This window comes from Flavobacterium suaedae (assembly GCF_014642915.1).
In the GTDB taxonomy this organism is placed as follows: domain Bacteria; phylum Bacteroidota; class Bacteroidia; order Flavobacteriales; family Flavobacteriaceae; genus Flavobacterium; species Flavobacterium suaedae.
This window is the reverse complement of sequence record NZ_BMJE01000006.1, coordinates 136,427-155,552: the sequence shown is the minus strand read 5'-3', so window position 1 is coordinate 155,552 and position 19,126 is coordinate 136,427. Positions and strand designations below refer to the sequence as shown.

40 protein-coding genes and 1 pseudogene are annotated in these 19,126 nt (G+C 38.8%); 8 read left to right on the top strand and 33 right to left on the bottom strand.

Features of this window, described 5'->3' with window-relative positions:
• Positions 1-46: 46 nt before the first annotated feature.
• From IEW45_RS12170 to IEW45_RS12125, 10 genes are read right to left on the bottom strand one after another with little or no spacing between them, the layout of a single operon-like run.
• Positions 47-364, bottom strand: a complete 318-nt coding sequence (locus IEW45_RS12170; protein WP_188621528.1) for a hypothetical protein — start codon at positions 362-364, stop codon at positions 47-49.
• A gap of 4 nt (positions 365-368) precedes the next feature.
• On the bottom strand, positions 369-782 hold the full coding sequence (locus IEW45_RS12165) for a hypothetical protein (protein WP_188621527.1): 414 nt from the start codon (positions 780-782) through the stop codon (positions 369-371).
• 5 nt (positions 783-787) lie between these two features.
• On the bottom strand, positions 788-2,026 hold the full coding sequence (locus IEW45_RS12160; protein ID WP_188621526.1) for a DUF2586 family protein: 1,239 nt from the start codon (positions 2,024-2,026) through the stop codon (positions 788-790).
• A 2-nt stretch (positions 2,027-2,028) separates the two neighbouring features.
• A complete protein-coding gene (locus tag IEW45_RS12155) occupies positions 2,029-2,376 on the bottom strand; it encodes a hypothetical protein (RefSeq protein ID WP_188621525.1) in 348 nt (115 codons plus the stop codon).
• Entirely contained in the window at positions 2,366-2,884 is a 519-nt protein-coding gene (locus IEW45_RS12150) for an SH3 domain-containing protein (protein ID WP_188621524.1), read from the bottom strand. Before IEW45_RS12150 ends, IEW45_RS12155 begins: the two co-directional genes overlap by 11 nt.
• Positions 2,881-3,285 (bottom strand): DUF5675 family protein, encoded by a 405-nt coding sequence (locus IEW45_RS12145; RefSeq protein ID WP_188621523.1) that lies wholly within the window; start codon positions 3,283-3,285, stop codon positions 2,881-2,883. The genes IEW45_RS12150 and IEW45_RS12145 overlap by 4 nt, the downstream gene beginning before the upstream one ends.
• A 10-nt stretch (positions 3,286-3,295) precedes the next feature.
• Positions 3,296-3,622 (bottom strand): hypothetical protein, encoded by a 327-nt coding sequence (locus tag IEW45_RS12140; protein ID WP_188621522.1) that lies wholly within the window; start codon positions 3,620-3,622, stop codon positions 3,296-3,298.
• Between the two features lies 1 nt (position 3,623).
• Complete coding sequence (locus tag IEW45_RS12135) at positions 3,624-4,016, bottom strand: hypothetical protein (RefSeq protein WP_188621521.1); 393 nt, start codon at positions 4,014-4,016, stop codon at positions 3,624-3,626.
• Between the two features lie 2 nt (positions 4,017-4,018).
• Positions 4,019-4,900: a phage major capsid protein gene (locus IEW45_RS12130; RefSeq protein WP_188621520.1), complete on the bottom strand. Its 882-nt coding sequence runs from the start codon at positions 4,898-4,900 to the stop codon at positions 4,019-4,021.
• Between the two features lie 6 nt (positions 4,901-4,906).
• On the bottom strand, positions 4,907-5,899 hold the full coding sequence (locus IEW45_RS12125) for an HK97 family phage prohead protease (RefSeq protein WP_188621519.1): 993 nt from the start codon (positions 5,897-5,899) through the stop codon (positions 4,907-4,909).
• Positions 5,900-6,068: 169 nt separating this feature from the next.
• Here IEW45_RS12125 and IEW45_RS12120 point away from each other — a divergent pair, with 169 nt between their 5' ends.
• Genes IEW45_RS12120 through IEW45_RS12085 form a run of 8 tightly spaced genes read left to right on the top strand, consistent with a single transcriptional unit; the run spans position 6,069 to position 11,789 of the window.
• On the top strand, positions 6,069-6,620 hold the full coding sequence (locus IEW45_RS12120; RefSeq protein WP_188621518.1) for a helix-turn-helix domain-containing protein: 552 nt from the start codon (positions 6,069-6,071) through the stop codon (positions 6,618-6,620).
• A gap of 1 nt (position 6,621) precedes the next feature.
• Positions 6,622-8,154 (top strand): hypothetical protein, encoded by a 1,533-nt coding sequence (locus IEW45_RS12115; protein ID WP_188621517.1) that lies wholly within the window; start codon positions 6,622-6,624, stop codon positions 8,152-8,154.
• The gene (locus IEW45_RS12110) at positions 8,154-8,342 is read left to right on the top strand and encodes a hypothetical protein (RefSeq protein WP_188621516.1); all 189 of its coding nucleotides are present in this window, start codon (positions 8,154-8,156) and stop codon (positions 8,340-8,342) included. Before IEW45_RS12115 ends, IEW45_RS12110 begins: the two co-directional genes overlap by 1 nt.
• Positions 8,318-8,773 carry a phage protein Gp36 family protein gene (locus tag IEW45_RS12105; protein WP_188621515.1) on the top strand — a complete coding sequence of 152 codons (456 nt, stop codon included), beginning with the start codon at positions 8,318-8,320 and terminating at the stop codon, positions 8,771-8,773. The genes IEW45_RS12110 and IEW45_RS12105 overlap by 25 nt, the downstream gene beginning before the upstream one ends.
• On the top strand, positions 8,773-9,978 hold the full coding sequence (locus IEW45_RS12100; protein WP_188621514.1) for a phage portal protein family protein: 1,206 nt from the start codon (positions 8,773-8,775) through the stop codon (positions 9,976-9,978). Before IEW45_RS12105 ends, IEW45_RS12100 begins: the two co-directional genes overlap by 1 nt.
• 32 nt (positions 9,979-10,010) lie before the next feature.
• A complete protein-coding gene (locus IEW45_RS12095; protein ID WP_188621513.1) occupies positions 10,011-10,862 on the top strand; it encodes a phage head morphogenesis protein in 852 nt (283 codons plus the stop codon).
• Entirely contained in the window at positions 10,852-11,340 is a 489-nt protein-coding gene (locus IEW45_RS12090; RefSeq protein WP_188621512.1) for a phage virion morphogenesis family protein, read from the top strand. Before IEW45_RS12095 ends, IEW45_RS12090 begins: the two co-directional genes overlap by 11 nt.
• A complete protein-coding gene (locus IEW45_RS12085) occupies positions 11,337-11,789 on the top strand; it encodes a hypothetical protein (protein ID WP_188621511.1) in 453 nt (150 codons plus the stop codon). Before IEW45_RS12090 ends, IEW45_RS12085 begins: the two co-directional genes overlap by 4 nt.
• Here IEW45_RS12085 and IEW45_RS12080 read toward each other — a convergent pair.
• From IEW45_RS12080 to IEW45_RS11970, 23 genes and pseudogenes are all read right to left on the bottom strand, one after another.
• Entirely contained in the window at positions 11,786-12,010 is a 225-nt protein-coding gene (locus IEW45_RS12080; RefSeq protein WP_188621510.1) for a hypothetical protein, read from the bottom strand. The two genes, IEW45_RS12085 and IEW45_RS12080, sit on opposite strands and share 4 nt — an antisense overlap.
• A gap of 71 nt (positions 12,011-12,081) precedes the next feature.
• Positions 12,082-12,612, bottom strand: coding sequence for a hypothetical protein (locus tag IEW45_RS12075; RefSeq protein WP_188621509.1), 531 nt, complete (start codon positions 12,610-12,612; stop codon positions 12,082-12,084).
• The gene (locus IEW45_RS12070; RefSeq protein ID WP_188621508.1) at positions 12,612-12,965 is read right to left on the bottom strand and encodes a PH domain-containing protein; all 354 of its coding nucleotides are present in this window, start codon (positions 12,963-12,965) and stop codon (positions 12,612-12,614) included. Before IEW45_RS12070 ends, IEW45_RS12075 begins: the two co-directional genes overlap by 1 nt.
• A 31-nt stretch (positions 12,966-12,996) precedes the next feature.
• Positions 12,997-13,194, bottom strand: a complete 198-nt coding sequence (locus IEW45_RS12065) for a hypothetical protein (protein WP_188621507.1) — start codon at positions 13,192-13,194, stop codon at positions 12,997-12,999.
• 61 nt (positions 13,195-13,255) lie between these two features.
• A complete protein-coding gene (locus IEW45_RS12060; protein ID WP_188621506.1) occupies positions 13,256-13,468 on the bottom strand; it encodes a hypothetical protein in 213 nt (70 codons plus the stop codon).
• Positions 13,452-13,682 carry a hypothetical protein gene (locus tag IEW45_RS12055; RefSeq protein ID WP_188621505.1) on the bottom strand — a complete coding sequence of 77 codons (231 nt, stop codon included), beginning with the start codon at positions 13,680-13,682 and terminating at the stop codon, positions 13,452-13,454. Before IEW45_RS12055 ends, IEW45_RS12060 begins: the two co-directional genes overlap by 17 nt.
• Positions 13,682-13,900 carry a hypothetical protein gene (locus IEW45_RS12050; RefSeq protein WP_188621504.1) on the bottom strand — a complete coding sequence of 73 codons (219 nt, stop codon included), beginning with the start codon at positions 13,898-13,900 and terminating at the stop codon, positions 13,682-13,684. The genes IEW45_RS12055 and IEW45_RS12050 overlap by 1 nt, the downstream gene beginning before the upstream one ends.
• A complete protein-coding gene (locus tag IEW45_RS12045) occupies positions 13,897-14,211 on the bottom strand; it encodes a hypothetical protein (protein ID WP_188621503.1) in 315 nt (104 codons plus the stop codon). The genes IEW45_RS12050 and IEW45_RS12045 overlap by 4 nt, the downstream gene beginning before the upstream one ends.
• 4 nt (positions 14,212-14,215) lie before the next feature.
• The gene (locus tag IEW45_RS12040) at positions 14,216-14,761 is read right to left on the bottom strand and encodes a hypothetical protein (protein ID WP_188621502.1); all 546 of its coding nucleotides are present in this window, start codon (positions 14,759-14,761) and stop codon (positions 14,216-14,218) included.
• Positions 14,758-15,078: a hypothetical protein gene (locus tag IEW45_RS12035; protein WP_188621501.1), complete on the bottom strand. Its 321-nt coding sequence runs from the start codon at positions 15,076-15,078 to the stop codon at positions 14,758-14,760. The genes IEW45_RS12040 and IEW45_RS12035 overlap by 4 nt, the downstream gene beginning before the upstream one ends.
• Positions 15,078-15,641: an LvrA C-terminal domain-related protein gene (locus tag IEW45_RS12030; RefSeq protein WP_188621500.1), complete on the bottom strand. Its 564-nt coding sequence runs from the start codon at positions 15,639-15,641 to the stop codon at positions 15,078-15,080. The genes IEW45_RS12035 and IEW45_RS12030 overlap by 1 nt, the downstream gene beginning before the upstream one ends.
• Positions 15,642-15,643: 2 nt before the next feature.
• Entirely contained in the window at positions 15,644-15,919 is a 276-nt protein-coding gene (locus IEW45_RS12025) for a hypothetical protein (RefSeq protein WP_188621499.1), read from the bottom strand.
• The gene (locus tag IEW45_RS12020) at positions 15,919-16,266 is read right to left on the bottom strand and encodes a hypothetical protein (RefSeq protein WP_188621498.1); all 348 of its coding nucleotides are present in this window, start codon (positions 16,264-16,266) and stop codon (positions 15,919-15,921) included. Before IEW45_RS12020 ends, IEW45_RS12025 begins: the two co-directional genes overlap by 1 nt.
• On the bottom strand, positions 16,263-16,532 hold the full coding sequence (locus tag IEW45_RS12015) for a hypothetical protein (RefSeq protein ID WP_188621497.1): 270 nt from the start codon (positions 16,530-16,532) through the stop codon (positions 16,263-16,265). Before IEW45_RS12015 ends, IEW45_RS12020 begins: the two co-directional genes overlap by 4 nt.
• Positions 16,529-16,690 (bottom strand): hypothetical protein, encoded by a 162-nt coding sequence (locus IEW45_RS12010; protein WP_188621496.1) that lies wholly within the window; start codon positions 16,688-16,690, stop codon positions 16,529-16,531. The genes IEW45_RS12015 and IEW45_RS12010 overlap by 4 nt, the downstream gene beginning before the upstream one ends.
• Positions 16,690-16,905 carry a hypothetical protein gene (locus tag IEW45_RS12005; protein ID WP_188621495.1) on the bottom strand — a complete coding sequence of 72 codons (216 nt, stop codon included), beginning with the start codon at positions 16,903-16,905 and terminating at the stop codon, positions 16,690-16,692. Before IEW45_RS12005 ends, IEW45_RS12010 begins: the two co-directional genes overlap by 1 nt.
• A gap of 2 nt (positions 16,906-16,907) precedes the next feature.
• On the bottom strand, positions 16,908-17,327 hold the full coding sequence (locus IEW45_RS12000) for a hypothetical protein (RefSeq protein WP_188621494.1): 420 nt from the start codon (positions 17,325-17,327) through the stop codon (positions 16,908-16,910).
• On the bottom strand, positions 17,327-17,518 hold the full coding sequence (locus IEW45_RS11995) for a hypothetical protein (RefSeq protein WP_188621493.1): 192 nt from the start codon (positions 17,516-17,518) through the stop codon (positions 17,327-17,329). Before IEW45_RS11995 ends, IEW45_RS12000 begins: the two co-directional genes overlap by 1 nt.
• Positions 17,518-17,913, bottom strand: coding sequence for a hypothetical protein (locus IEW45_RS11990; protein WP_188621492.1), 396 nt, complete (start codon positions 17,911-17,913; stop codon positions 17,518-17,520). The genes IEW45_RS11995 and IEW45_RS11990 overlap by 1 nt, the downstream gene beginning before the upstream one ends.
• A 63-nt stretch (positions 17,914-17,976) precedes the next feature.
• Entirely contained in the window at positions 17,977-18,219 is a 243-nt protein-coding gene (locus IEW45_RS11985; protein WP_188621491.1) for a hypothetical protein, read from the bottom strand.
• Between the two features lie 22 nt (positions 18,220-18,241).
• Positions 18,242-18,320, bottom strand: a pseudogene (locus IEW45_RS11980).
• 12 nt (positions 18,321-18,332) lie between these two features.
• Positions 18,333-18,494: a hypothetical protein gene (locus tag IEW45_RS11975; protein ID WP_188621490.1), complete on the bottom strand. Its 162-nt coding sequence runs from the start codon at positions 18,492-18,494 to the stop codon at positions 18,333-18,335.
• Between the two features lies 1 nt (position 18,495).
• Positions 18,496-19,125, bottom strand: a complete 630-nt coding sequence (locus IEW45_RS11970; protein WP_188621489.1) for a DUF3164 family protein — start codon at positions 19,123-19,125, stop codon at positions 18,496-18,498.
• Position 19,126 lies beyond the last annotated feature (1 nt).

The window sequence follows — 19,126 nt, the reverse complement described above, 5'->3', positions numbered from 1 at the left end:
GCGTTACTAATCCTTACAAATTCGTCTTCTTTTACCTCCGCAGCCCTTAGAGCTTTACCAGCTCTGCTTCCTTAAATTTTATTAGTTCTCCTATTTGAGAAGACGCAGCTAAGAAGTCATCATCATCGGTAAGCACATCATCACCGCCTAAAAAGCATTCTTTCAGTACTATTTCATTAAACAGCATCGGGTCTGTTTGTCCTGATGTAGAAGCATAACTTAGAGTTTTACGTCCGGGCTTTTTTACATAGGCTTTTTTTGTTTGCCCGTCTTCATCAGTAATTTTAAGTTCATATACATCGCCATGCTTGGCTTTCCAGTCGGCAATGTGTTCCGGTGTTACTTCTGTTGGTTTTGTTTGCATGTGTTTATACGTTTTTATCAATTCTTAGTGCAATACCCGGCACGGTATATTCGCCGTACTTATCGCCCTGTTTTAATTCTAAAGTGTCCTCTGTTGCACGGAAACCTATAACACGGTGGGTTTTCATCGCATCGCCGTTAAGCGGGTTTCCAAAAGAAAACTCAATATCAGCACTTATAGAAAAAATATCGTTTCCTGCTGCTGCTTCAATGGCATCGAACTCTGCCTGTGTCATTGTAAGCTCAACATCATATTTATTGTTACCGTCCTGTATTGTAATAGGGTCATTACCTTTGGCATATAGTTCCTCGCGTTCTTTTTTGCGACTCCACTTTATACCTCTTATTCGTGTTAGGTCACGACCGCCATATATTACGGTTACATCGCCCCAACCATACTCTCTGCTGTCAAATGCCATATTTATTAATTATTTGCAGTTACAGGTAAAAAGCCAAGCGGTACATCTATATACCTGTTATAGCCTTTTGCTCTAACTTGTAGTTGTGAAAGTTTAAGTTTACTGGTAGAAGTAACATTGTGTGTTAAGTCTACTTTACAAATTACACCCCTGTCGGCAGGGTTGGTAACATCAAACGACAATTCGCCGTTCGCAGTCATGGCGGTATAAATGGTATTGATAACCTTGCCTTCTATTGTTTTGGCATATATAGGCGATATGGTTCCGTCGTTGTTTACGGTTGTATCATCTAAAAGGAAATCAATTAATGCCAGGTGTGCATTTCGGTAGGCTTTATCAATAACCCTTCGGTTAGTTCCATAACGGTAATCGTCATCCTGCTCTGTTGCCAAAGGGTCATCAGTAAAGTAATAACCGCTTTTACCTGTGTGCGTTCTAAAGGTTACATAACCTTTATCGTGTAACGCTGCTATATCTGTCTGCTCTACAGGCGTGTCAAGTATATAGGCTGTAATATTACTTAGCGGACCATCTGCAACTTTACCCGGGTTTACATGCACCTGACTTTTTGCTTTGCGCCCTGCTAATACACCTACCGCAGCACCTTTACTGGCCGGGCTTCCTGTTCTTAGTTCTGTATCGCCCAGTAACAACTGGCAACGGTTATACGATAGTTCTGTAAGGTCTTTAAGCGTTACTTTATTACCGTCATAACCGTACCCTTCAAATAATGTGTAGAACGGTGCGAATTTTTGCGTTGTGTAGTTATCGGCTAAGGTTTGCGCCTTTGCCATAGCTGCCCAAACATCGGCATCAATACCCTCATCAAGTGTAAGCACGTAATCGCCATCAGGAAAAAAGGTTGTAAACAGCATGGTTAAGTTTCCGTTTGCTGCATCCAGTAAGTCTTCGGCAGGAGTTCTGCCTGTACCTGCATCCGGTGTAAACCAGTCACTAACTTTAGTATCGCGGGCAAAGCCCATTAACCAAAGCTCTGTACCTTCGCCCGCTTCGGCATAAAACTCTTTCAGCGTTTTATATAGTGCATAGTTATCAACACTTGCGGTTATGCCAAGCGCAGCAACATCTACCATACCGCGCACGCTGTAAGGTGTGTTAAGGTCAAAAGTATCGGCAACGGCAGCAGCACTGGCAAGCAAGCCAAAAACACCGTCGGGCGTTTCAACTATCTGCCCCAGTTGCCCGTTTTGAAATTCTATTGCTATTCCCGGTAGTCGTGCCATTGTTAATCAGTTTTTTCGTCTTGTGGTTGTTTAACGCTTTCTTCAAACTCTTTTTTTCTAGCCTCATACGCAGCCTTAACCGTTACGCGCTTATCGTTTTCAAACTTTTTAATGTCTTCTAATGTTTCCGCCTTTTCGATTAATTCGACAGCTTCTTCAACATATATTTTAATTACTTCCTTTGGAGTTTCTTCGCTATTATAGTCAGCACGATTAACGGGTGTAACCGTTTTATCAGTTAGCGTTTTAGCGTGGTTTTTTGCATCAGGTTCATTGTAAAACGCCTGTCCGTCGGCTGTTTTAAAATAGTGTTGCAGTTTTGGGTTGCTTTCAAAAACTTTATCTTTCATCTTGTTTTCGTTTTTTTCTTATAAATGGTGTTATACCTCCAATTAGCAAGCCTATAAAGGCAATAATGCCCTGTATTATAAATGGCCACCAATACCATGGGGTTTTTGTTGTAGTAATTGTTTTTACCTCTTGCTTAGTAGTATTTTTTATTTTCTGCCTATATACTTCCAGTAGTTCATTTTGCAGTTGTATAGTTAGTTCCAGTTGTTCCTGGTTACATTCGGCTATTATAGTATCGCCCTGCCTGCTTACTTTGGCTGTTAGCTTTCCCTGTTTATTAATTACAGGGGTTTCGGTTAGCGCATCCCAGTTTACAGCTATTCGGGCATATTGTGCCGGTACTGTTATAGTGGTATCTACAGGTTTAATGGTTTTTTTTACCCAAGTACTGTCCTGTATAGTTTCGTGTACTTGCTTCGTGTTTTTTATAGTTCGGCAGCTTGTAGCAAAAAACAGTATTAGTAATACCGAAAACCACAATGCCCAACAATTACGCTCTAGTTTCATTGTATTGTAAGTGTAAATCCGTTTGGAGATGCTTTTAGTAACTTCTTTAAGGTGTTACGGCTATTAGTTACATCTTTATAACCGTCGCCGTTAATATCAATATGAGCCGAGCCAACCAAAATGCAACCCAGTATATCTTTATTGTAGTTCCCATGATGTATTAAAATAAAGCTACGAGCAGGTACATTGGTAACATGATAATGAAGACCATATTTAGCCGATGTGCGTGTAACCACGTTATAAACCCCTACGGGTATGCAGCTTTCTCGGCGTTTGTTATTTTGCCAGTCCAGTTCGAGCGTTTTACACTCAAATACTTTCCTGCCTTTATCAAAGACCTCAAGCGTGCCTAATGTTTGTTTATCGTCGGACTGTTGTCTTTTTAATATGGCCTCCATCATTACTGTTGGTTTAGTCTATTTGTATTGCTGTTGCTACGGGTACAAATGCAGACCCGTCATAAACAAAGTGCTGTACTTTAGTTTTGTTTATTACGCCTGTAAGCGTTGGGGCTGTAAACCCTGTACCAAAGGTTAAATCGCGAGCGGTTGCATCGCTTGTTGCTTTTACAATTATTTCGGCACCAATAAACGGTCGTGCATCGCTGCTTATGTTTAAGGTTCCGTTACCGGTTAGGGCAACACTTAAAATCGTTCGGCTTTCTTTTACTACAGCATCCATACTGGCTGCGTAGCTTACTGTTTTTGCTTCGGTATAACCGATTTTCCACTTTCCCATACTATTGGTGTTTTGGTTTCTTTTCGTATTGTTTCAGCTTAGCTGCTATTTTTTCAAGTTCATCGACCAAGTGGTCTATTTTCGTGTCCCGCTCCTTTATTTTTCGGTCGCGTTCTTCCAGTGCTGCCAACAGGGTGTTTATTTGTTTATCCTGTTCCCGCCTTGCTTGCAGCAAAGTTTTTATTTGCTGTTGCTGCTTTTCGTTTAGTTCTACCTGTTCGTTTAGGCGGGTAGTGGCTGCATCTAAAAGGTTCTCATATACACCGGCTGTTGCTTTGGCTGCATCCAGTTCCGCTATTTTTGCCTCAGCGTTATTTTTACGCCTTGCAAAAAACCAGGAGACAGCAGCAGTAATTACTGCTGTCGCTAGTGATATTAATACCTCTGTTAACATTTTTACAGTATTGCGCCGATGTATTTATCCTCTACAGGGGTAGCAATAAAGTAGTGGCGATAAGCTAACAAGTTGGTTTGGTTTATTGGGTCGATTTCAGATTTTCCAAAATACTGTTTTGTATTACCCGTTTTCTTAGCAACGTTGTATACACAAAATGCAATACTCGCCTGTTTATCTGTTTCTACAGGTATTGCCTTGTAAGGCTTTTTATTACCGTTGGTGTCGTAATACGGCATACCTAAGTAGCTGTATATTTCAAAACCGGCAATTACCTGGTTTAGTTTTCCTGTGTTGTGGTCTACCAACAGGTTGGCAAAACGCTGCCTGTCTTTTAATAAAACAGTTGTATGGTCTGAACAAAGTACTACACGCCTCCCCTCCATAGGGAACTCGGCATCGTCAAATTTCTTTTTAAGGTCAACTAAAGCACCGTATACATCGCCATCAACAATATTTACTACAGGTGTAGTTTCACTGTCTGCTGCCGGGGCTAGTGCGTGTATTGCTTTTTTGTTTTTAGCAATAGCTATCTCCCTGCGGTGCCCTTGTGTAACACTTTCTATCTTGTCGTAAGATGCGCCCATTACAGCATCGTCACTAACACTTGTAGGCTGTGTTTGGTACTTATCAAGTGTTACCGTGGAACTACCATCTTCATGTTCCTGTACTTCTAAAGGATAGGTAGTATTGTTGATTAAAACCTCGGGGCGCATTGTCTCGATAGGAATATGTATAATATTCTTCTCCGTGTTTGTACCCGCCCCAAGCGTATAAACTTCTGCATCAAGCTCCGGTATACCGTCTAACCACGGGGCTATATCCTGCGTAGTTAGTATTTTGCGTACCTGTGCTTCCCATATTTCTGGAAAATTTGCTGGCATGTTCTGTTATTTTATGGTTGTTATTATTTTTTGGTACTCGTCAGGGTTTTCATTCTTAAATGAAAGTTGTTCCGCATGCGATAGCTTTTGGAAGTCTTCCATTGTTTTTACACCCTCGTGGGCAGTTCCGCCCGGCTGTGTTTTACCCGCTAGTGATGTTTTTGCAGGTATAGCACCAAGCGTTGATTTTAACAGGGGTAAATCTGCCTTACCAAGCGAAAGGAACTGTTCTTTTGCTTCGGCGGTTATTTTACCCGCTTTTATAGCTTCATCTACCAGCTCTGTTGTAGCAGCAAGTGTAGCAGCTTCCTGTGCATCGGTTAATGCTTTGTTGGCAGTTGTAAGGTTTTGCACCTGAGTTGCTAACTCTTTTTTAGAGTTTGAAAGTTCCATTATTTTAGCTTCCAGCACGGCTTCATCAATACCGTCTTTAGCTGATGCGTTTTCAAGTCCAAGAGCAACTAACGCTCCTACGCTAAGAATGATTTTCTTCATTTCATTTTCATTATTAAAGTTTGGTTCGGTTCCCTGTAGGCTCAGGCACATTTCCTTTACTTCTTTCTCAGAAAGTGGTTTGTCTTCTTTACCCTCCACATAAAGGCGCAGCGCGTTGCTGTTTGAGGGTACAGGAATAATAGATGCTTCTATAAGCTCACATCTTTTAAGCAGTACCATATCATCAGCAAAAACAAGGTCTTCCACCTTAAACAGTATGCCTATGGATGCCCCTTTTATAAAGTCGTTTTCTACTTTACGCTCTACTTTTTTAGCATCTTCGTCATCACTGTCAAAATCAGGATAGGCGGTTAACTGGCCGTTTTCTTTTTTCCACTCTGCCCACCTGCCCAGTACAGCACTGTTGCTGTTGTTGTGGTCGGACAGCATTACGGGGTTTTTCTCAAAGCGTGATAAATCAATGCCATCGGTACTGACTTTAAAGCCGTAAGAGTTAACTGTGTTTTCGTCGTTAAGAACAAAGGGTTTGCTGCCTTTCGCCATCTTGGTTATTCGTTTAGAGTGACAAAGATTAGTGCGCTACAGCATTAAAAAAATTAGTTGTGCAGCTTCTGAACAACTGTGTATTAAAACTTTACAACCTTGTACAGTTTTAATACACCTTTTTTGCAGGCGGGTACTGTTACGTGAATTTTGCTATAAATAGAAGTATATGGCAAGGTCAAAAGAGGTACAAAAAGAGTATGCAAAAACACTCTTTGTAAACAATAATTTCACACAAAAAGAAATAGCTAAACGTGTTGGTGTTACCGAAAAAACGTTAAGCAACTGGATTAAAAAGGAGAGTTGGCAAACTCTTAAAAAATCAATGCTTACCACTAAGGAATCACAGCTATCGGCATTATACGACCAGCTTGAAAACATTAACAACGAAATATTAACACGACCTATACAGCGCGATATTCCTGATGTGTTATTAAAGCCTGTAAAGGTTAAAGATGCCAAAGGGAATGAAAAGCTGGAACTGCCACCTATTAACCCGGAAGACTTCCCTATACGAGTGGGCAATGTTGCTACTACAAAAGATGCAGACGTTATTGCTAAAATAACAGCATCAATAAACAGACTGGAAACGGAAGCCAGTTTGGGCGATACTGTTGAAGTTTGTAAAAAGCTAATACAGTTTGCCCAGCAAATAGATAATGAGCTTGCAAAGAAAATAACAGATATAGCCGATGCTTACATAACCTCAATGCTAAAATAGTATGGCTAAAAAAAGTGATAAGGTTATTTTAAACGAATGGCAGGAGTTTAAAGAAAACACCAAGCGCGCCACCCCTATAGACCTTAATGAAACAGCAGCGCAAAAAGCAAAACGTATTGAGCAACTGGAAAAGCACCCCGAAAAGTGGTTTAAATACTACTTTCCTAACTACTATACGGCAGAACCTGAACTATTCCATATAAAAGCAACTAAAAGGGTGTTAAATAACCCTGAATATTACGAAGTGCGTTCCTGGTCGCGTGAGCTTTCAAAATCTGTCCGTACCATGATGGAGGTGCTTTACTTAGGTTTAACAGGTAAAAAAAGGAATGTATTAATGGTTTCGGCAACGCGGGACGATGCTGCACGCCTACTGGAACCTTACCGCCTTACATTGGAAAACAACCAACGTATAATTAACGATTATGGCATACAGGAGAATTTAGGCAGTTGGGAGGAAGGCGAATTTAAAACGCGTTCCGGTCTTGCTTTTCGCGCATTAGGTGCACGGCAGTCGCCACGTGGTACCCGTAACGAGGCTATTAGACCTGATGTTATACTTATTGATGATATTGATACGGATAAAGAATGCCGTAATCCTGAAATTACAAAAGCTAAAATTGAATGGATAGAGCAGGCTTTAATACCTACACGTTCCATATCGGTACCGCTTTTAATTATTGCCTGCGGTAACATTATAGCTAAATACTGCTGTATTACCGAACTGGGCAAAAAAGCTGATACACACGAAATTATTAACATACGAGATAAGAACGGTAAAAGTACATGGCCGAGTAAAAATACAGAGGAAATGATAGACCGGGCATTAAAGCCTCTTTCTACCAGTTCCCAACAAAAAGAGTATTACAACAACCCTGTTTTAATTGGCGACATTTTTAAAAATGCCGTTTGGGGTAAATGCCCGCCATTATCGCAATGCGAGCAGGTTTTAACCTATGCCGACCCTGCGACATCAAATAAAGATAAAAGCAGTACTACATCGTCCGGCTCAACTAAGGGGGTTGGTGTTATAGGCTATAAAGACGGCAAGTATTACCTGTATAAAATTTGGTTGGATATAATGAGCCAAAGCCGTTTTGTAGGTTTTATGTACGATGCAAAAGACTGGTGTTTAAAAAACAATATCGATACATGCAGGCATTGGCTTGAAAACAACTCACTGCAAAATCCTTTTTATGAGCAGGTACTAAAAAAACTCATTTTAACCGTTGGCAGGGAACGAAACAAAAGGCTTACCGTTTCGCTAGATACACGCCCGAAAGGCGACAAGTTTACACGTATAGAGGGAACCCTTGAACCTATATGGAGAGGGGGCGACCTTGTTTTTAATATTGACGAAAAAAACAACCCGCACATGCAGCGTATGGAAGAGCAGTTTGTAGGGGTTGCACCAAACTCAAAATTTATGGACGGTCCCGACCTTTTGGAAGGGGGCGTTTGGATTATACAAAACAGAACTATGAGTGCCGAAACACGATACAGTTTAGGTGCAAGACAAAACTATCACTACTAATGAAAAAACGATTTTTTGTAAAACTGCTTACTGTAACCTATTGCATAGGTGTAGATATTATAGGGCTGCCAATATATCACAGCCACCAAATGGCATTATACAGTAACCAAAAGTGTAAAAGGAAACCCGAGCGTTTGGGATTTAACAGTAAAAACCAATTAGTATGTATTTACAGCCGGACGATTTAGAACAGGTAATATACGGCTATCAAATAGACCAAATTACAGAGGGAAATAATGACCTTGTTTTGCAGGCATTGGCAGCAGCAGAACAGGAAACAAGAGGTTATTTAGCCCCTAATTTAAACAATAGAGACAGCTTTGACGGACGACCGCTTTATGATGTGGCAACTATTTTTAATGCCACAGGAAGCGACCGCGATGCTATAATAGTACAACACGCAGTAACAATAGCCAAGTTTCACTTGGTACACCTGTGTAATGCTGATATTTTGTTTGACAGGGCGCAAAGCAACTACGACCGCGCTACGGCATGGCTTGTAAGAGTAGCAAAAGGCGAAGTAATACTGGATAGCCTGCCTACTGTCACTATTAACGACGAAAGCACAACACCTACATGGAGCTACGGCTCACGCAAAAAATTTAATCACGGCATATAATGGAGCAAATAGGATTTAAACAAAAAGAGCAACAGTTAAAAGCCAAAACAGGTACTAATAAAAGTTCAGGTTCGGGTCTTTATCATAGTATTGCACCGCAAACCATACCCCGTACCCGTAAGGATATTAAGGACTGGAACAACGCTCTTAATATGGCAAGAAAAGGCGAAGACCCTAAGTTTTTTCCACTTCAATTATTGTATTTGGAAATTACTATGGATGCACTTTTACAGTCCCAAATACAAAACAGGATTAATAAGAGCTTAGCAGCCACTTTTACCATTAAAGACAGTAAAGGCAATATAAATGAGGAAGCAACAGCATTATTACAAAATGCTAAGTGGGTGGCAGAACTTAACCGCTATATACTTGAAAGCAGGTTTTACGGTCATTCTGTAACAGAGTTTGAATGGAAAGGCGAACAACTTGTATGCAACCTTTTTGAACGTACCAATATAGATCCTGTTAACGGCAAGTTTTACCCTGATTATAAAGAGGACAAACATTATAATTACCGCGAATTACCTGAATACGGTAAATGGATTTTAGAGTTTGGCGAAAAAGGCAATTTAGGTATATTAAACTCCTGTGTTCCGCATGTGCTAATGAAACGATTTGCACAAAGTTGTTGGAGTGAACTTTGCGAAATAGTAGGTATTCCGCCACGTGTAATGAAAACAAACACACAGGACCTGTCTATGTTAAGACGGGGCGAAAAAATGATGCAGGATATGGGGTCTGCTGCATGGTTCATTATTGATACTATGGAGGAATTTGAGTTTGCTAAAGGTGTGGTTACAAATGGTGATGTATATAATAACCTTATACAAGTTTGTAACAATGAAACATCAATGGTAATATCAGGTGCTATTATTGGGCAGGACACTAAAAACGGAAACCGAAGCAAAGACGAAAGCGCACAGGAGGTATTACAAGATTTAACCGATAGTGACTTAACACTGCTTGAGCAGGAGTGGAACACAACCGTAATACCTGCAGTACAGGCGTTAGGAATAGTAAAAGGTGATGCTGTTTTTGTGTATGATAAAGCGGAAGACATTGCGCAGTTATGGAAAATGACACAGGGGCTATTAAACAATTATGATATACCTGTTGACTGGATAGCCGATAAATTTGGCATACCTGTAGAAGCAAAAAAGCAGCAAAAAAATGAAACCTTAAATTTTGGGGCAAATTTTTTGTAAGCCCCAAAGTATGGGACGGGTACTTTGGGGCATTGCACGACCGGCTATCTTTTTTATACGATTGTAATTGCGATGCCTGCAAAGCTGCACCTGTAAAAGCCACACTGGCACCGGGCAAATTTAAACGGCTTTTAATCACTGTTGAAAAAGCATTTAAACGGCTGCATAAAAACGGTAAATATAGCCCTGATACAATTACAGAAGTAAAGGAATATGCCGACCTGATAAATGAAACAGCTACAATTTTTAAAGCAGCTATTACCGATAATGTTATTCCTGATGAAATGCTTACACGTTTACAGGATGACATTTACTTGTTTTCAGCTTTTAAAACACATGCACAGCTATTTGAAGCATCGCGCCAGTTGCTAACTGATGAAGGAACCGTTAAACCCTTTTCGGCTTTTGCTAAAGATGTTGCGACAATGAAAGAAGACTATAACCGTACTTACTTGGAGGCAGAGTATCAGTTTGCAGTTACATCATCACAAATGGCTGCAAAGTGGGCAAAAACATCCGACCGCTATTATTTACAATACCGAACAGCTAAAGATGACCGAGTAAGAGAATCGCATCAGGCACTGGATAGTATTACACTACCTGTTGACGATAGTTTTTGGCTGTATTATTACCCTCCTAACGGGTGGCGATGCCGTTGTAATGCCGTGCAGGTATCTAAACAAAAGTATGAAGCAAGCAACAGCGAAACAGCAAATAAAGCAGGCGAAGCTGCTACAACCGAAATAGGCAAAGACAATAAAAACAAATTGGAAATATTCCGTTTTAATCCCGGTATGCAAAAAGTGATATTTCCGCCACAGCACCCATACAGTAAAGTTAAAGGAGCAAAACAGGTAAAAGACAGTATTAGTAATGCAAATTGATGAACTTGAAAACAACATAGCGCAAGACCTGGCTGTTGACCTGCTCGACGAGTTTGACCGAAATTTTGAGCGGAAAGGTTTTTTTACTGATAAGTGGCCACAAGCAAAACTGATAAATAATAAAGGTTCTTTAATGATGCGTAGCGGGAACCTGCGAAGGAGCATAGAATATGATGTAAAAAAGAACACTATTAGTTTTACAAGCTCTTTGCCTTACGCAGCTATACATAACGAGGGGGGCGAAATTACCGTAACCGAAAAAATGAAACGGTATTTTTGGGCAATGTATAAACAGGCTAAAGGGGTGCAGGCTTCACAATGGAAAGCACTTGCTTTAATGAAAGTAGGGCATAAAATAAAAGTAACCAAAAGGCAAATGGTTGGTAACCACCCGCAGGTAGCAGGTATTGTAAAAGATGTTATTGACAGAAACATGGCAGAATTTAATAATGAACTTGCTAAACAATTTAAAAAATGATAGAAGTATTACAGGCACTATACGAACAGCTTAATACAGTTGAGGAATTAAACTATATAGATGAAGACTGGGGACAACTTGACAGCTACGGGAATGACTGCCCGGTTAAATGGCCGTGCTGTATAATTGATATACAGAGTTCCGATTTTTCGGATATTGGCAGGGACAGGAGTGCAGAACCGCAAAACAGGCAGCAGGGAATAAGTACAATTGTATTAAGGGTGGCAAACTTAAAGTTAACAAATTCAAGCCTTAAAGCACCTGTTTTTCAAAAAGAGAAAGCATTTAAAATACATAGAATTATTGAGCAGGTCCACAAAAAAATACACGGGTTTCGACCTGTGCCGGGACATGACAATTTAATAAGGGTAAATTTAAGAAAGGTAAGGCGCGACGATGGTATACAGGAATATTTAATTACCTATTCCATTGGTTTAAACAATGTTTAAAAACTCATTTTTAATGTTCTGCCAGCTTCATAATCTTTAATTAGCTTATCTACAGGAGTGTTTAAAATAGTGTATAGGGTAGCGCGGGAAATAGGGTATTTAGGATAAATGTATTTTCTCAGTACACGTGTAGTAGGTATATCCTCCGTTTTATGCTCTTTATAAAGCTCTACTATGAGTTTATAACGCCTTAATGTATTTATACTGACACTCTTATCCATTGAACCTGACATAATGACAAAAATAACATTTTTTCAGATATAAAAAAACCTCCCGAAAAGGAGGTTTTTATTTAATTATTGTGGAGTTCCCATATATCGCCATTTTTACGTATATAGCTATCTATTTTACTTTCATAGTCTTTAAATCTTTGGTGTTTATAACTATTTATAGTTGTTACAAGTTCTGCATCAGGTCGAAAGTATTTTTTCCAATATGTAAAAACAACTTTGTATTTTGCTTTTACCTCGTTGAGCCTGTATTGCTTAGCACCTATATTGCCTAAATCTTTATTTTCGCCATCCATGTAAAACGAAAAATCAACAATAATAAAGCTTTTAGCCTGCTCAGCAGAATACTTATAATGACTTACCTGTTCATCGGTTAGTTCAGCAGGGACATATTTATATGATAATGTTTGTATTGCAGGGGTTTCTTTAACTTCATATAACCGCAATTTCATATTAGAGTATGAAGCAATTTCAGAGGCAATTTCAGATGTTTCCTGCAATGTCAATTTTTTTAGCCCTGTAATATAGCCTTTGTTCTGAGCTTGTAATGACAGGCTTATAATTAATAATGCAAACAGTAGTAATTTTTTCATTACAGTATCTTTTTAGATATAATTTTAAATATTTCTATTGCTTGATTTGTATCATATAAGTCAATCTCAATATCCTTATTCCCTACATGAACTATTACATCTTTTGAAATTGTAAAAGTTCCACCTTTCTTTAAAGAAACAAAACTTATTTTATTAAAAGGTACTCCCGTAGTTGCTTTTTTACTACTTGTAAAACTGTTATCTACAAATATTAATCTTAAATTAGTGATTGCACAGTAGTCTTCTTTTACTAGGTAAAATTTTTCTAAAGTTTCATCTTCTAAAAGTAAAGTTTTAAGTTCTTCTTTACATTTCTCTTCGATTTTTTTAATTTGTTTATCTAAAAATCCCATAATTGTTTAGTTGATGTTAATTACACCAAAGCTAATTAATTTCGGTTAATAGTTGCAAAGTCACTATTGTTTTTTTGCTGTCCCAGTTTTCTAAGATGTGCGAAACTACCCATTTAAAAGTATGCCATTTTACATGCCTGCCAACGGGCGGGATATTACCATACGGTATCACTTCTTTAAATAATAGGTTGCCTTCCGCATCTATATATTCTACATTTTCGTTATCCATGATTATTTGTTTTGAGCGAAGCTAGTAAACTTATAGGTTTATTTTTTACGGGTTTCCATACTTATAAAAATAATGGTACCTCGCTATATAAGCCGTCCATGCCTTTTTTATACTTCTTTTCATAATGGGTAGCTTTGCAGTGCCAGTGTACGAGTTCCTGCGTGTCTTGGTCGTAAAAGCCATTAGCCAAGTGCGGGGCTTTGGGGTTGGGTGCCATAGGTTCCCCACAATGGGAACAGTTTTTTTCGGTAAAAAGGTTAAGCTGTTGCATCATGTGTTTTAATTTCTATTGGTGCCAACTCCTTTACAATACCTTTCCATGCGGGTGGAAAGGTTTTATTGTTGCTTTCCCACTCTAAGTAACCTATGTTGCGGGCTTGTATAATGGCATCCTGTATTTGGATGCGGTTATCGCGCTTTATTAGCAATGTTTGCTGAAACTTTGCGAGCTTTTTAAATGCTTCGGTGTTTTGTATTTCTTGTGTCATTATTCAATAATATTTAGCCATCTTAATGGAACTACATAGCCAATGTTTTGAAACATACCGTCCGATACCTCGTAACAGTCGCCAAACTGCTCTAAATTTCCGTTGTAGTTAATGATTGTTACTTCTTTGCCTGGTAACATATCTTTTATACCAAGCCCTCTTAACTGTTCTGTGAGGCAATCAATAATTGCCTGCTTCCCTATAATATCTTTTTTCATATCCTTTCTACTGTTTCTAATGTATGATAATTAATAACTGCCCAACCGTCGCTCTTTCTGCCGTCAACTTCACATATCCATTTACGTTGTATTGGTACAGTATCGCCTGTATCTTCGTCTGTAAAGTTTTCGGTATAGTGCATTATTTTTACTTTCCTGATGACGGGCTTTTTTTTCGTGCCTACATTTATTTCTTCGTGGGTAAACCTTTCAGCAGCTTCGAGCATTAAAGCGTATTCTAAATCAATATTTTTGTTTAAAAGTGTAACTACTTTTTCAAGGTTCTTTTTTATTCTCTCTTGTTTTGTCATATCATTAATATTTTAGGTCTGTCCAGTGAATAATTTTGCCTGTAAAGTCGGTATTGAAGTAGGCAAAGAAATCTTCTATAGTTTCAAAGCCATCGTTAAGTGATAAAATTTTTACCTGCGCAATGTTCTTTAATTTTCCGTCAACTATTACATCAACATAATTAAACCTCAAAGGCGATATTTTAGATGGGTCTGTTGAACGAATATCACTAAACCAGTTTATTTGAATATCCTGCACGCTTGCACACCGCACAACGGGCGCAAACTGGAACATATCCGGTTGCCTGTTATTAATGTAAAAGTGTATTGGCATATCGGCACGCCAACGGTTGTTTTTGTCGGTACGTATTGTGTGCTTTTTTGGAGTATGTGTTAATACCCTATTAAAATTTATAGGGTAAGAAATGCCACTCTTTTTAAGAATACAGTCAAGCATTAGCTTATGGGCTGTTTCCGCATCAATAAGGCTATAATTATTTAGCCCTGCTATTATCTTTTCAGGAAAGTATGTAGGCTTTCCGTTTAACTGTGTGCTGAATGGTAGTATCATACGCTTGGTTTTTGAACTCTTAATGTTAATCTCACAAATCGGCGGTGGCTAAACTCATGTGATATTAGCGGAGCACATGAAACCTGAATACATTTTTCAACCTCATTAAACATCTTTTGTTTGGCTTGGTTTAAGGCGTTTTCATATTCAAATTGGTTGGTAGTTATATCTGCATTTACTGCAAATTCAAGTTTTAAAGTATTAAACTCTTTTGCTACTTCCACTACTTGTATGTAGGGTTTTACATGCTTATGCTCTACTAGTTCTATTAACTCGTCTTTAAGCATAAAGGCAAGCATCCTTTTAATTTTTTTCATCACTTATCTGTTTTTTTAGTTGCTAAATCGCCTATAACCGGGTTGAAGTTTTTACCGATAATTGGTTTATTATATTTTGGTACTGGTGTTGGCAGTTCGTCTTCGTACCTGCGCCCGTTTATGTAGGTGGAAAGGTGGAGCTTGGCGGTTGATTTTGTTGCTATATAGGCATTGTAAACAGGTATGGCAGTAAAACACTTTATTAGGTCGCCTTCGTTTTTTGCAAGTTTCTTATAGGCTTTAAGCGCATCCTGTTTGCTAACTTTGTGGTCGTATAAAAGCCACATAGCATCAAAGCTCAAATCGGGCGGTTGTACGGTTATTACAAACTTTTTTTTCATTTCCTTGCTTTCTATCCACCGCATTTTAAATTCGGCTTCTTTTGCAGGAAAGCGCGGGCAAACATCGTCTTCGGGTACTTTAAACAGCCAGTTTACTTGCTGTTCGTTCATTAGTGTTCCTGTTACCTGAAATGATGCTATAAAGCCGTTTAAATCGTATTTAAACAGGAATTTAACACCTGTTTCTCTGCCCTCAACTAAGTATGTGGTTAATTGTTCCATAGCTAAGTATTCATTTTTATATAGTTCAAAACTATATTGATGGTTACGGTGTATAGTTTTACATGCCGTACGGTTAGATAGTCTTCGTCCTGATAAGACACTACAGCTTCAACAAACTGATTATTTATAAAGTGGCATATTACTTTCCAATCCTTATTAATAACTATATGCTTATCCTTTAAAACTTTAACTTTCCACCCCGGTACTTTTGAGGCGGTTTGCTTTATGCCTGACATGATGGTTTCCCAATCAGTAATTAATTCGTCTTTTAATTCCATTACGTAAAATGTTTATCCATTTGTAGCATTATAGTGTGTGCCTGTAGTTTTCGGTAATCGTCTGTTTCTTGCTTCCATGCTTCGGCTAAAAACAGGTTAAGCGCGTTACACTCATGGTAAAGCAGGCTTACTTTATACTTTTTAGCAGCATCAAAAAGGTTAGATTTTCGGGTTATGTTTTTATACTTCTTAGTAAAAACATCTGCCACCGGAATAAGTATGCTTGTAATAGTGCGTTGGTCGTGTGTTTTCTGTACAAAATCACTGTTTGTAATATTGGTTAAAGGCTCTAAAACACTAGACAAGTACCAAAGGTTACCGGGCTTTAGTTTTAATTCGACTTTCATTTTTTACCTACATTAATAGGCTGTATTTGGGCTGCAAGGGCTTCAAATATTCGTTGCACATCAACACAGCTTATATTTTCTAAATCAGGTACAGTAACCGATGCGCCGTTTATAAGGACATAATCTTCAAGTAATACCTCCATTAGCTTATTGGTATCGCCTTTTGATTTTTGCATGGCTAAAAAGTGCTGTAAACCGTTCATTTCTCTAATTTCTATTTTATGCCCTCTGTCGCCAGTAAAGGCAAAATATATTTCTGTACTCATCTGCAATCAATTTTATAATCGGTTAATTTTTTACCACAGGCACGGCAGTATTCTGCTGTTTCTTCACAGCCTGCGCTTGCGTAGGTTACTCGCGTAACTCGTTTGCTGTGCGTGCAGGTTTTAGTGTTTTTTCCTCCTGCGGGTGTTAAGTTTGCCATTAGGAATTTCGTTTAAAAACTTCTTTAGCAATGCACCATAAATCGCAGTGTGTTCCATCGGTACACCTGCACTTTGGGTAGCCTTTCAGTGTAGGGTCTTCAACATCTTTATTTCGGTGCAGTATTACGCCTATAAATATTCCTAATACTAGGAATATAACAAAGGCAGCTATTATTAACACTACTGCTGTTATGGTCGTTATATCTGTTGTCATGATTATTTGTATTTCTTTTTTAACATTGCGGAAAGCGCGCCTATTATTCGGCTTACTTCTTTTGCGTCCATTTTTTTAAGGGGCTTTTGCACCGGGCATTTTGCCGAGTGCATCCACGTGTTTAAAGCATCTAAATCGGCAACCCTGCCATACTTTGGGTGGGGCTTACAAAACCCGTTTTGTATACACAGGCTTAGGATGGTGCGGTGCTGTTTGTTGTTTTTATCAAATACAGCGTAATTTTTAGGCTTATGGGGCGTTAAATTAAGCTGCACCAGTATCTTGTTAGCCTCGTCAAACGAAAGCTCGTTACAGCTTGTTTTTGCGTTATCATCAGTAGCCCATTGCACAAATTCCTCTTTTGTATCGCGGTTGGGCGTGTTGATGTGTATTAGCTGTTTTTGTTCTTTAGTTGCTTGCATTATTTACTGAATATTAGAGCAATTAAAAAACCTATTATTCCTGCTACCAACACCCCTGCTATTGGCAGCCATAAAGGCGATGTAACCCACCACCAAGACCAATTAATTACATTTGTTAGTTTTAGTATTATAAATACTATTGTTAACAGCCCTAAAAAGTCTATACTTACTACTGATGTTGCTTTACTCATTACTCTATTTTTTCAAATTCATTATTAAGTACTTTAACAGGTTCGCCAACACCCATTACCCAAACACCTCTGTAGTCATTTTTATAACCTTCGGGCGGTGTTACAACATCGTGTACAGAACCATTAGTTAAATTTTTGAACGCCTCTCCTGATGCTGTGCATTGGGTAATTTTAATCTTCTTTGGCGGTTGGAATAAAGGAGCTTTTTTGCAATTCGCTACATTAGAAGACGAATAGGTATCTGAAACCTGTATTTCATTAAGGCGATACGATTTACCTTTCATACCGCAGTTTGTACATTTGTAATCATCATAATTACCTTTTCTCGAATACTTTGTAACAAGATTGGTTTTCTCAAAATCGTGGTTTGTACTGTCTCTATAAATTGTTTGCATAAACTTTTGTTTTAAAATTCGCCCCGTCTCAGGTATCGAACCTGAGTAAGTGCCACTACGGGTTTAAGGGAATAGTTTTTTTAAGGCTTCCACTTTACCTTTTATTGTTATTGATAGCCCCGCGCCTGAGCGTTTAATTGTCATTAACCCCATTGGCTGTAATTCTTTAATTTGCTTATCGGTTAAAGCTCCAATCATGTTAATTTCAATTGTGGCTTCTGTACCATCTGTTTTTACTCGGCAGTTATGGCGTTGGTCTATAAGACCGCCTACTACTTCTTTTACTTTTTCGGTAATGTTATCCATAAACTTTGTTTTTAAAATTTAGAACCCGGTGCAGGACTCGAACCTGCGTACACCTAAAGGGGGGGGGATTATAGGGGCTTAACCAACTCAGCCAACCGGGTACCGTCATTAACCTAACTCAACTTATTTTTACTGTTTATGTGCTTTAAAAATGCTTCATTTTCGGCGGTGGTTAATTCTTGTAATGCCTTCGCATTGTCATAGCTGTCGATATACACGCACTTATTATTAACACGGTATACATTTTCCTGTGTTTGTATAATTTCTACTGCCATGCTATACGTTTGTGAATTGTAATACAATAGATTTCCACTCGCCACGACTGTCTTTATGTTCAAAGTTGATGTAGTCTTTGCTGTGGTTATAGGAGTAACTTTCTTTAAGGAGTGATATTCCTTTTTTCCAGTTAACATCATCAAACCTGTCTTCAAACTGATACAGCTTTTGGATCAGGTTTATATCAAGTGCGCCTTTTTTACGTTCCAGTAATGCCATTATCATTTCTTTGGTGTTTTGGTCGCCCTCGTATTTAGAGTTGAAAAAGTCGATAATGTGTTTTTCGGCTTGATGGCTTCGTTCGTCAAAGTGCGATTTGCCTTGCCTTTTATAACTCACTCTATACTGCCCGTCTTTGCTTTCTATGGTAAAGTTACCTTTACCGTCTCGGTGTCGCCCGCTATACTCCTGTAACAGTTTGTACACTTCCTGTGTGTCGGTAAATGCCTGCTCTTTAAAATCTGCTAAGGCAGCATTAAGTGTTATAGCATCTCGGCAAAGGGTGGTAACGGTTTCATCTTTCAGGGTTTCGTAGGCTTTGCGGTTCTTTTCGTTCTCGGCACGCTCCCGTGCTTCTGCTTCAGCTAGTTCCTGCCGTAGCTCTGCTGCTGTTTTTGGTTTTTCTGCCATG

What these genes read in the sequence shown, in the direction of transcription:
- IEW45_RS12140 (WP_188621522.1), bottom strand. Translation starts at nt 3,622, where the DNA reads ATGGGAAAGTGGAAAATCGGTTATACCGAAGCAAAAACAGTAAGCTAC.
- IEW45_RS12025 (WP_188621499.1), bottom strand. Translation starts at nt 15,919, where the DNA reads ATGGAATTAAAAGACGAATTAATTACTGATTGGGAAACCATCATGTCA.
- IEW45_RS11995 (WP_188621493.1), bottom strand. Translation starts at nt 17,518, where the DNA reads ATGAGTAAAGCAACATCAGTAGTAAGTATAGACTTTTTAGGGCTGTTA.
- IEW45_RS12110 (WP_188621516.1), top strand. Translation starts at nt 8,154, where the DNA reads ATGAAAAAACGATTTTTTGTAAAACTGCTTACTGTAACCTATTGCATA.
- IEW45_RS12150 (WP_188621524.1), bottom strand. Translation starts at nt 2,884, where the DNA reads ATGAAACTAGAGCGTAATTGTTGGGCATTGTGGTTTTCGGTATTACTA.
- IEW45_RS12065 (WP_188621507.1), bottom strand. Translation starts at nt 13,194, where the DNA reads ATGGATAACGAAAATGTAGAATATATAGATGCGGAAGGCAACCTATTA.
- IEW45_RS12040 (WP_188621502.1), bottom strand. Translation starts at nt 14,761, where the DNA reads ATGATACTACCATTCAGCACACAGTTAAACGGAAAGCCTACATACTTT.
- IEW45_RS11975 (WP_188621490.1), bottom strand. Translation starts at nt 18,494, where the DNA reads ATGGCAGTAGAAATTATACAAACACAGGAAAATGTATACCGTGTTAAT.
- IEW45_RS12080 (WP_188621510.1), bottom strand. Translation starts at nt 12,010, where the DNA reads ATGGATAAGAGTGTCAGTATAAATACATTAAGGCGTTATAAACTCATA.
- IEW45_RS12120 (WP_188621518.1), top strand. Translation starts at nt 6,069, where the DNA reads ATGGCAAGGTCAAAAGAGGTACAAAAAGAGTATGCAAAAACACTCTTT.
- IEW45_RS12130 (WP_188621520.1), bottom strand. Translation starts at nt 4,900, where the DNA reads ATGCCAGCAAATTTTCCAGAAATATGGGAAGCACAGGTACGCAAAATA.
- IEW45_RS12060 (WP_188621506.1), bottom strand. Translation starts at nt 13,468, where the DNA reads ATGATGCAACAGCTTAACCTTTTTACCGAAAAAAACTGTTCCCATTGT.
- IEW45_RS12070 (WP_188621508.1), bottom strand. Translation starts at nt 12,965, where the DNA reads ATGGGATTTTTAGATAAACAAATTAAAAAAATCGAAGAGAAATGTAAA.
- IEW45_RS12160 (WP_188621526.1), bottom strand. Translation starts at nt 2,026, where the DNA reads ATGGCACGACTACCGGGAATAGCAATAGAATTTCAAAACGGGCAACTG.
- IEW45_RS12015 (WP_188621497.1), bottom strand. Translation starts at nt 16,532, where the DNA reads ATGAGTACAGAAATATATTTTGCCTTTACTGGCGACAGAGGGCATAAA.
- IEW45_RS12010 (WP_188621496.1), bottom strand. Translation starts at nt 16,690, where the DNA reads ATGGCAAACTTAACACCCGCAGGAGGAAAAAACACTAAAACCTGCACG.
- IEW45_RS11985 (WP_188621491.1), bottom strand. Translation starts at nt 18,219, where the DNA reads ATGGATAACATTACCGAAAAAGTAAAAGAAGTAGTAGGCGGTCTTATA.
- IEW45_RS12085 (WP_188621511.1), top strand. Translation starts at nt 11,337, where the DNA reads ATGATAGAAGTATTACAGGCACTATACGAACAGCTTAATACAGTTGAG.
- IEW45_RS12030 (WP_188621500.1), bottom strand. Translation starts at nt 15,641, where the DNA reads ATGGAACAATTAACCACATACTTAGTTGAGGGCAGAGAAACAGGTGTT.
- IEW45_RS12170 (WP_188621528.1), bottom strand. Translation starts at nt 364, where the DNA reads ATGCAAACAAAACCAACAGAAGTAACACCGGAACACATTGCCGACTGG.
- IEW45_RS12035 (WP_188621501.1), bottom strand. Translation starts at nt 15,078, where the DNA reads ATGAAAAAAATTAAAAGGATGCTTGCCTTTATGCTTAAAGACGAGTTA.
- IEW45_RS12005 (WP_188621495.1), bottom strand. Translation starts at nt 16,905, where the DNA reads ATGACAACAGATATAACGACCATAACAGCAGTAGTGTTAATAATAGCT.
- IEW45_RS11990 (WP_188621492.1), bottom strand. Translation starts at nt 17,913, where the DNA reads ATGCAAACAATTTATAGAGACAGTACAAACCACGATTTTGAGAAAACC.
- IEW45_RS12105 (WP_188621515.1), top strand. Translation starts at nt 8,318, where the DNA reads ATGTATTTACAGCCGGACGATTTAGAACAGGTAATATACGGCTATCAA.
- IEW45_RS12090 (WP_188621512.1), top strand. Translation starts at nt 10,852, where the DNA reads ATGCAAATTGATGAACTTGAAAACAACATAGCGCAAGACCTGGCTGTT.
- IEW45_RS12055 (WP_188621505.1), bottom strand. Translation starts at nt 13,682, where the DNA reads ATGACACAAGAAATACAAAACACCGAAGCATTTAAAAAGCTCGCAAAG.
- IEW45_RS12020 (WP_188621498.1), bottom strand. Translation starts at nt 16,266, where the DNA reads ATGAAAGTCGAATTAAAACTAAAGCCCGGTAACCTTTGGTACTTGTCT.
- IEW45_RS12145 (WP_188621523.1), bottom strand. Translation starts at nt 3,285, where the DNA reads ATGATGGAGGCCATATTAAAAAGACAACAGTCCGACGATAAACAAACA.
- IEW45_RS12165 (WP_188621527.1), bottom strand. Translation starts at nt 782, where the DNA reads ATGGCATTTGACAGCAGAGAGTATGGTTGGGGCGATGTAACCGTAATA.
- IEW45_RS12125 (WP_188621519.1), bottom strand. Translation starts at nt 5,899, where the DNA reads ATGGCGAAAGGCAGCAAACCCTTTGTTCTTAACGACGAAAACACAGTT.
- IEW45_RS12115 (WP_188621517.1), top strand. Translation starts at nt 6,622, where the DNA reads ATGGCTAAAAAAAGTGATAAGGTTATTTTAAACGAATGGCAGGAGTTT.
- IEW45_RS12050 (WP_188621504.1), bottom strand. Translation starts at nt 13,900, where the DNA reads ATGAAAAAAGATATTATAGGGAAGCAGGCAATTATTGATTGCCTCACA.
- IEW45_RS11970 (WP_188621489.1), bottom strand. Translation starts at nt 19,125, where the DNA reads ATGGCAGAAAAACCAAAAACAGCAGCAGAGCTACGGCAGGAACTAGCT.
- IEW45_RS12000 (WP_188621494.1), bottom strand. Translation starts at nt 17,327, where the DNA reads ATGCAAGCAACTAAAGAACAAAAACAGCTAATACACATCAACACGCCC.
- IEW45_RS12135 (WP_188621521.1), bottom strand. Translation starts at nt 4,016, where the DNA reads ATGTTAACAGAGGTATTAATATCACTAGCGACAGCAGTAATTACTGCT.
- IEW45_RS12075 (WP_188621509.1), bottom strand. Translation starts at nt 12,612, where the DNA reads ATGAAAAAATTACTACTGTTTGCATTATTAATTATAAGCCTGTCATTA.
- IEW45_RS12155 (WP_188621525.1), bottom strand. Translation starts at nt 2,376, where the DNA reads ATGAAAGATAAAGTTTTTGAAAGCAACCCAAAACTGCAACACTATTTT.
- IEW45_RS12045 (WP_188621503.1), bottom strand. Translation starts at nt 14,211, where the DNA reads ATGACAAAACAAGAGAGAATAAAAAAGAACCTTGAAAAAGTAGTTACA.
- IEW45_RS12100 (WP_188621514.1), top strand. Translation starts at nt 8,773, where the DNA reads ATGGAGCAAATAGGATTTAAACAAAAAGAGCAACAGTTAAAAGCCAAA.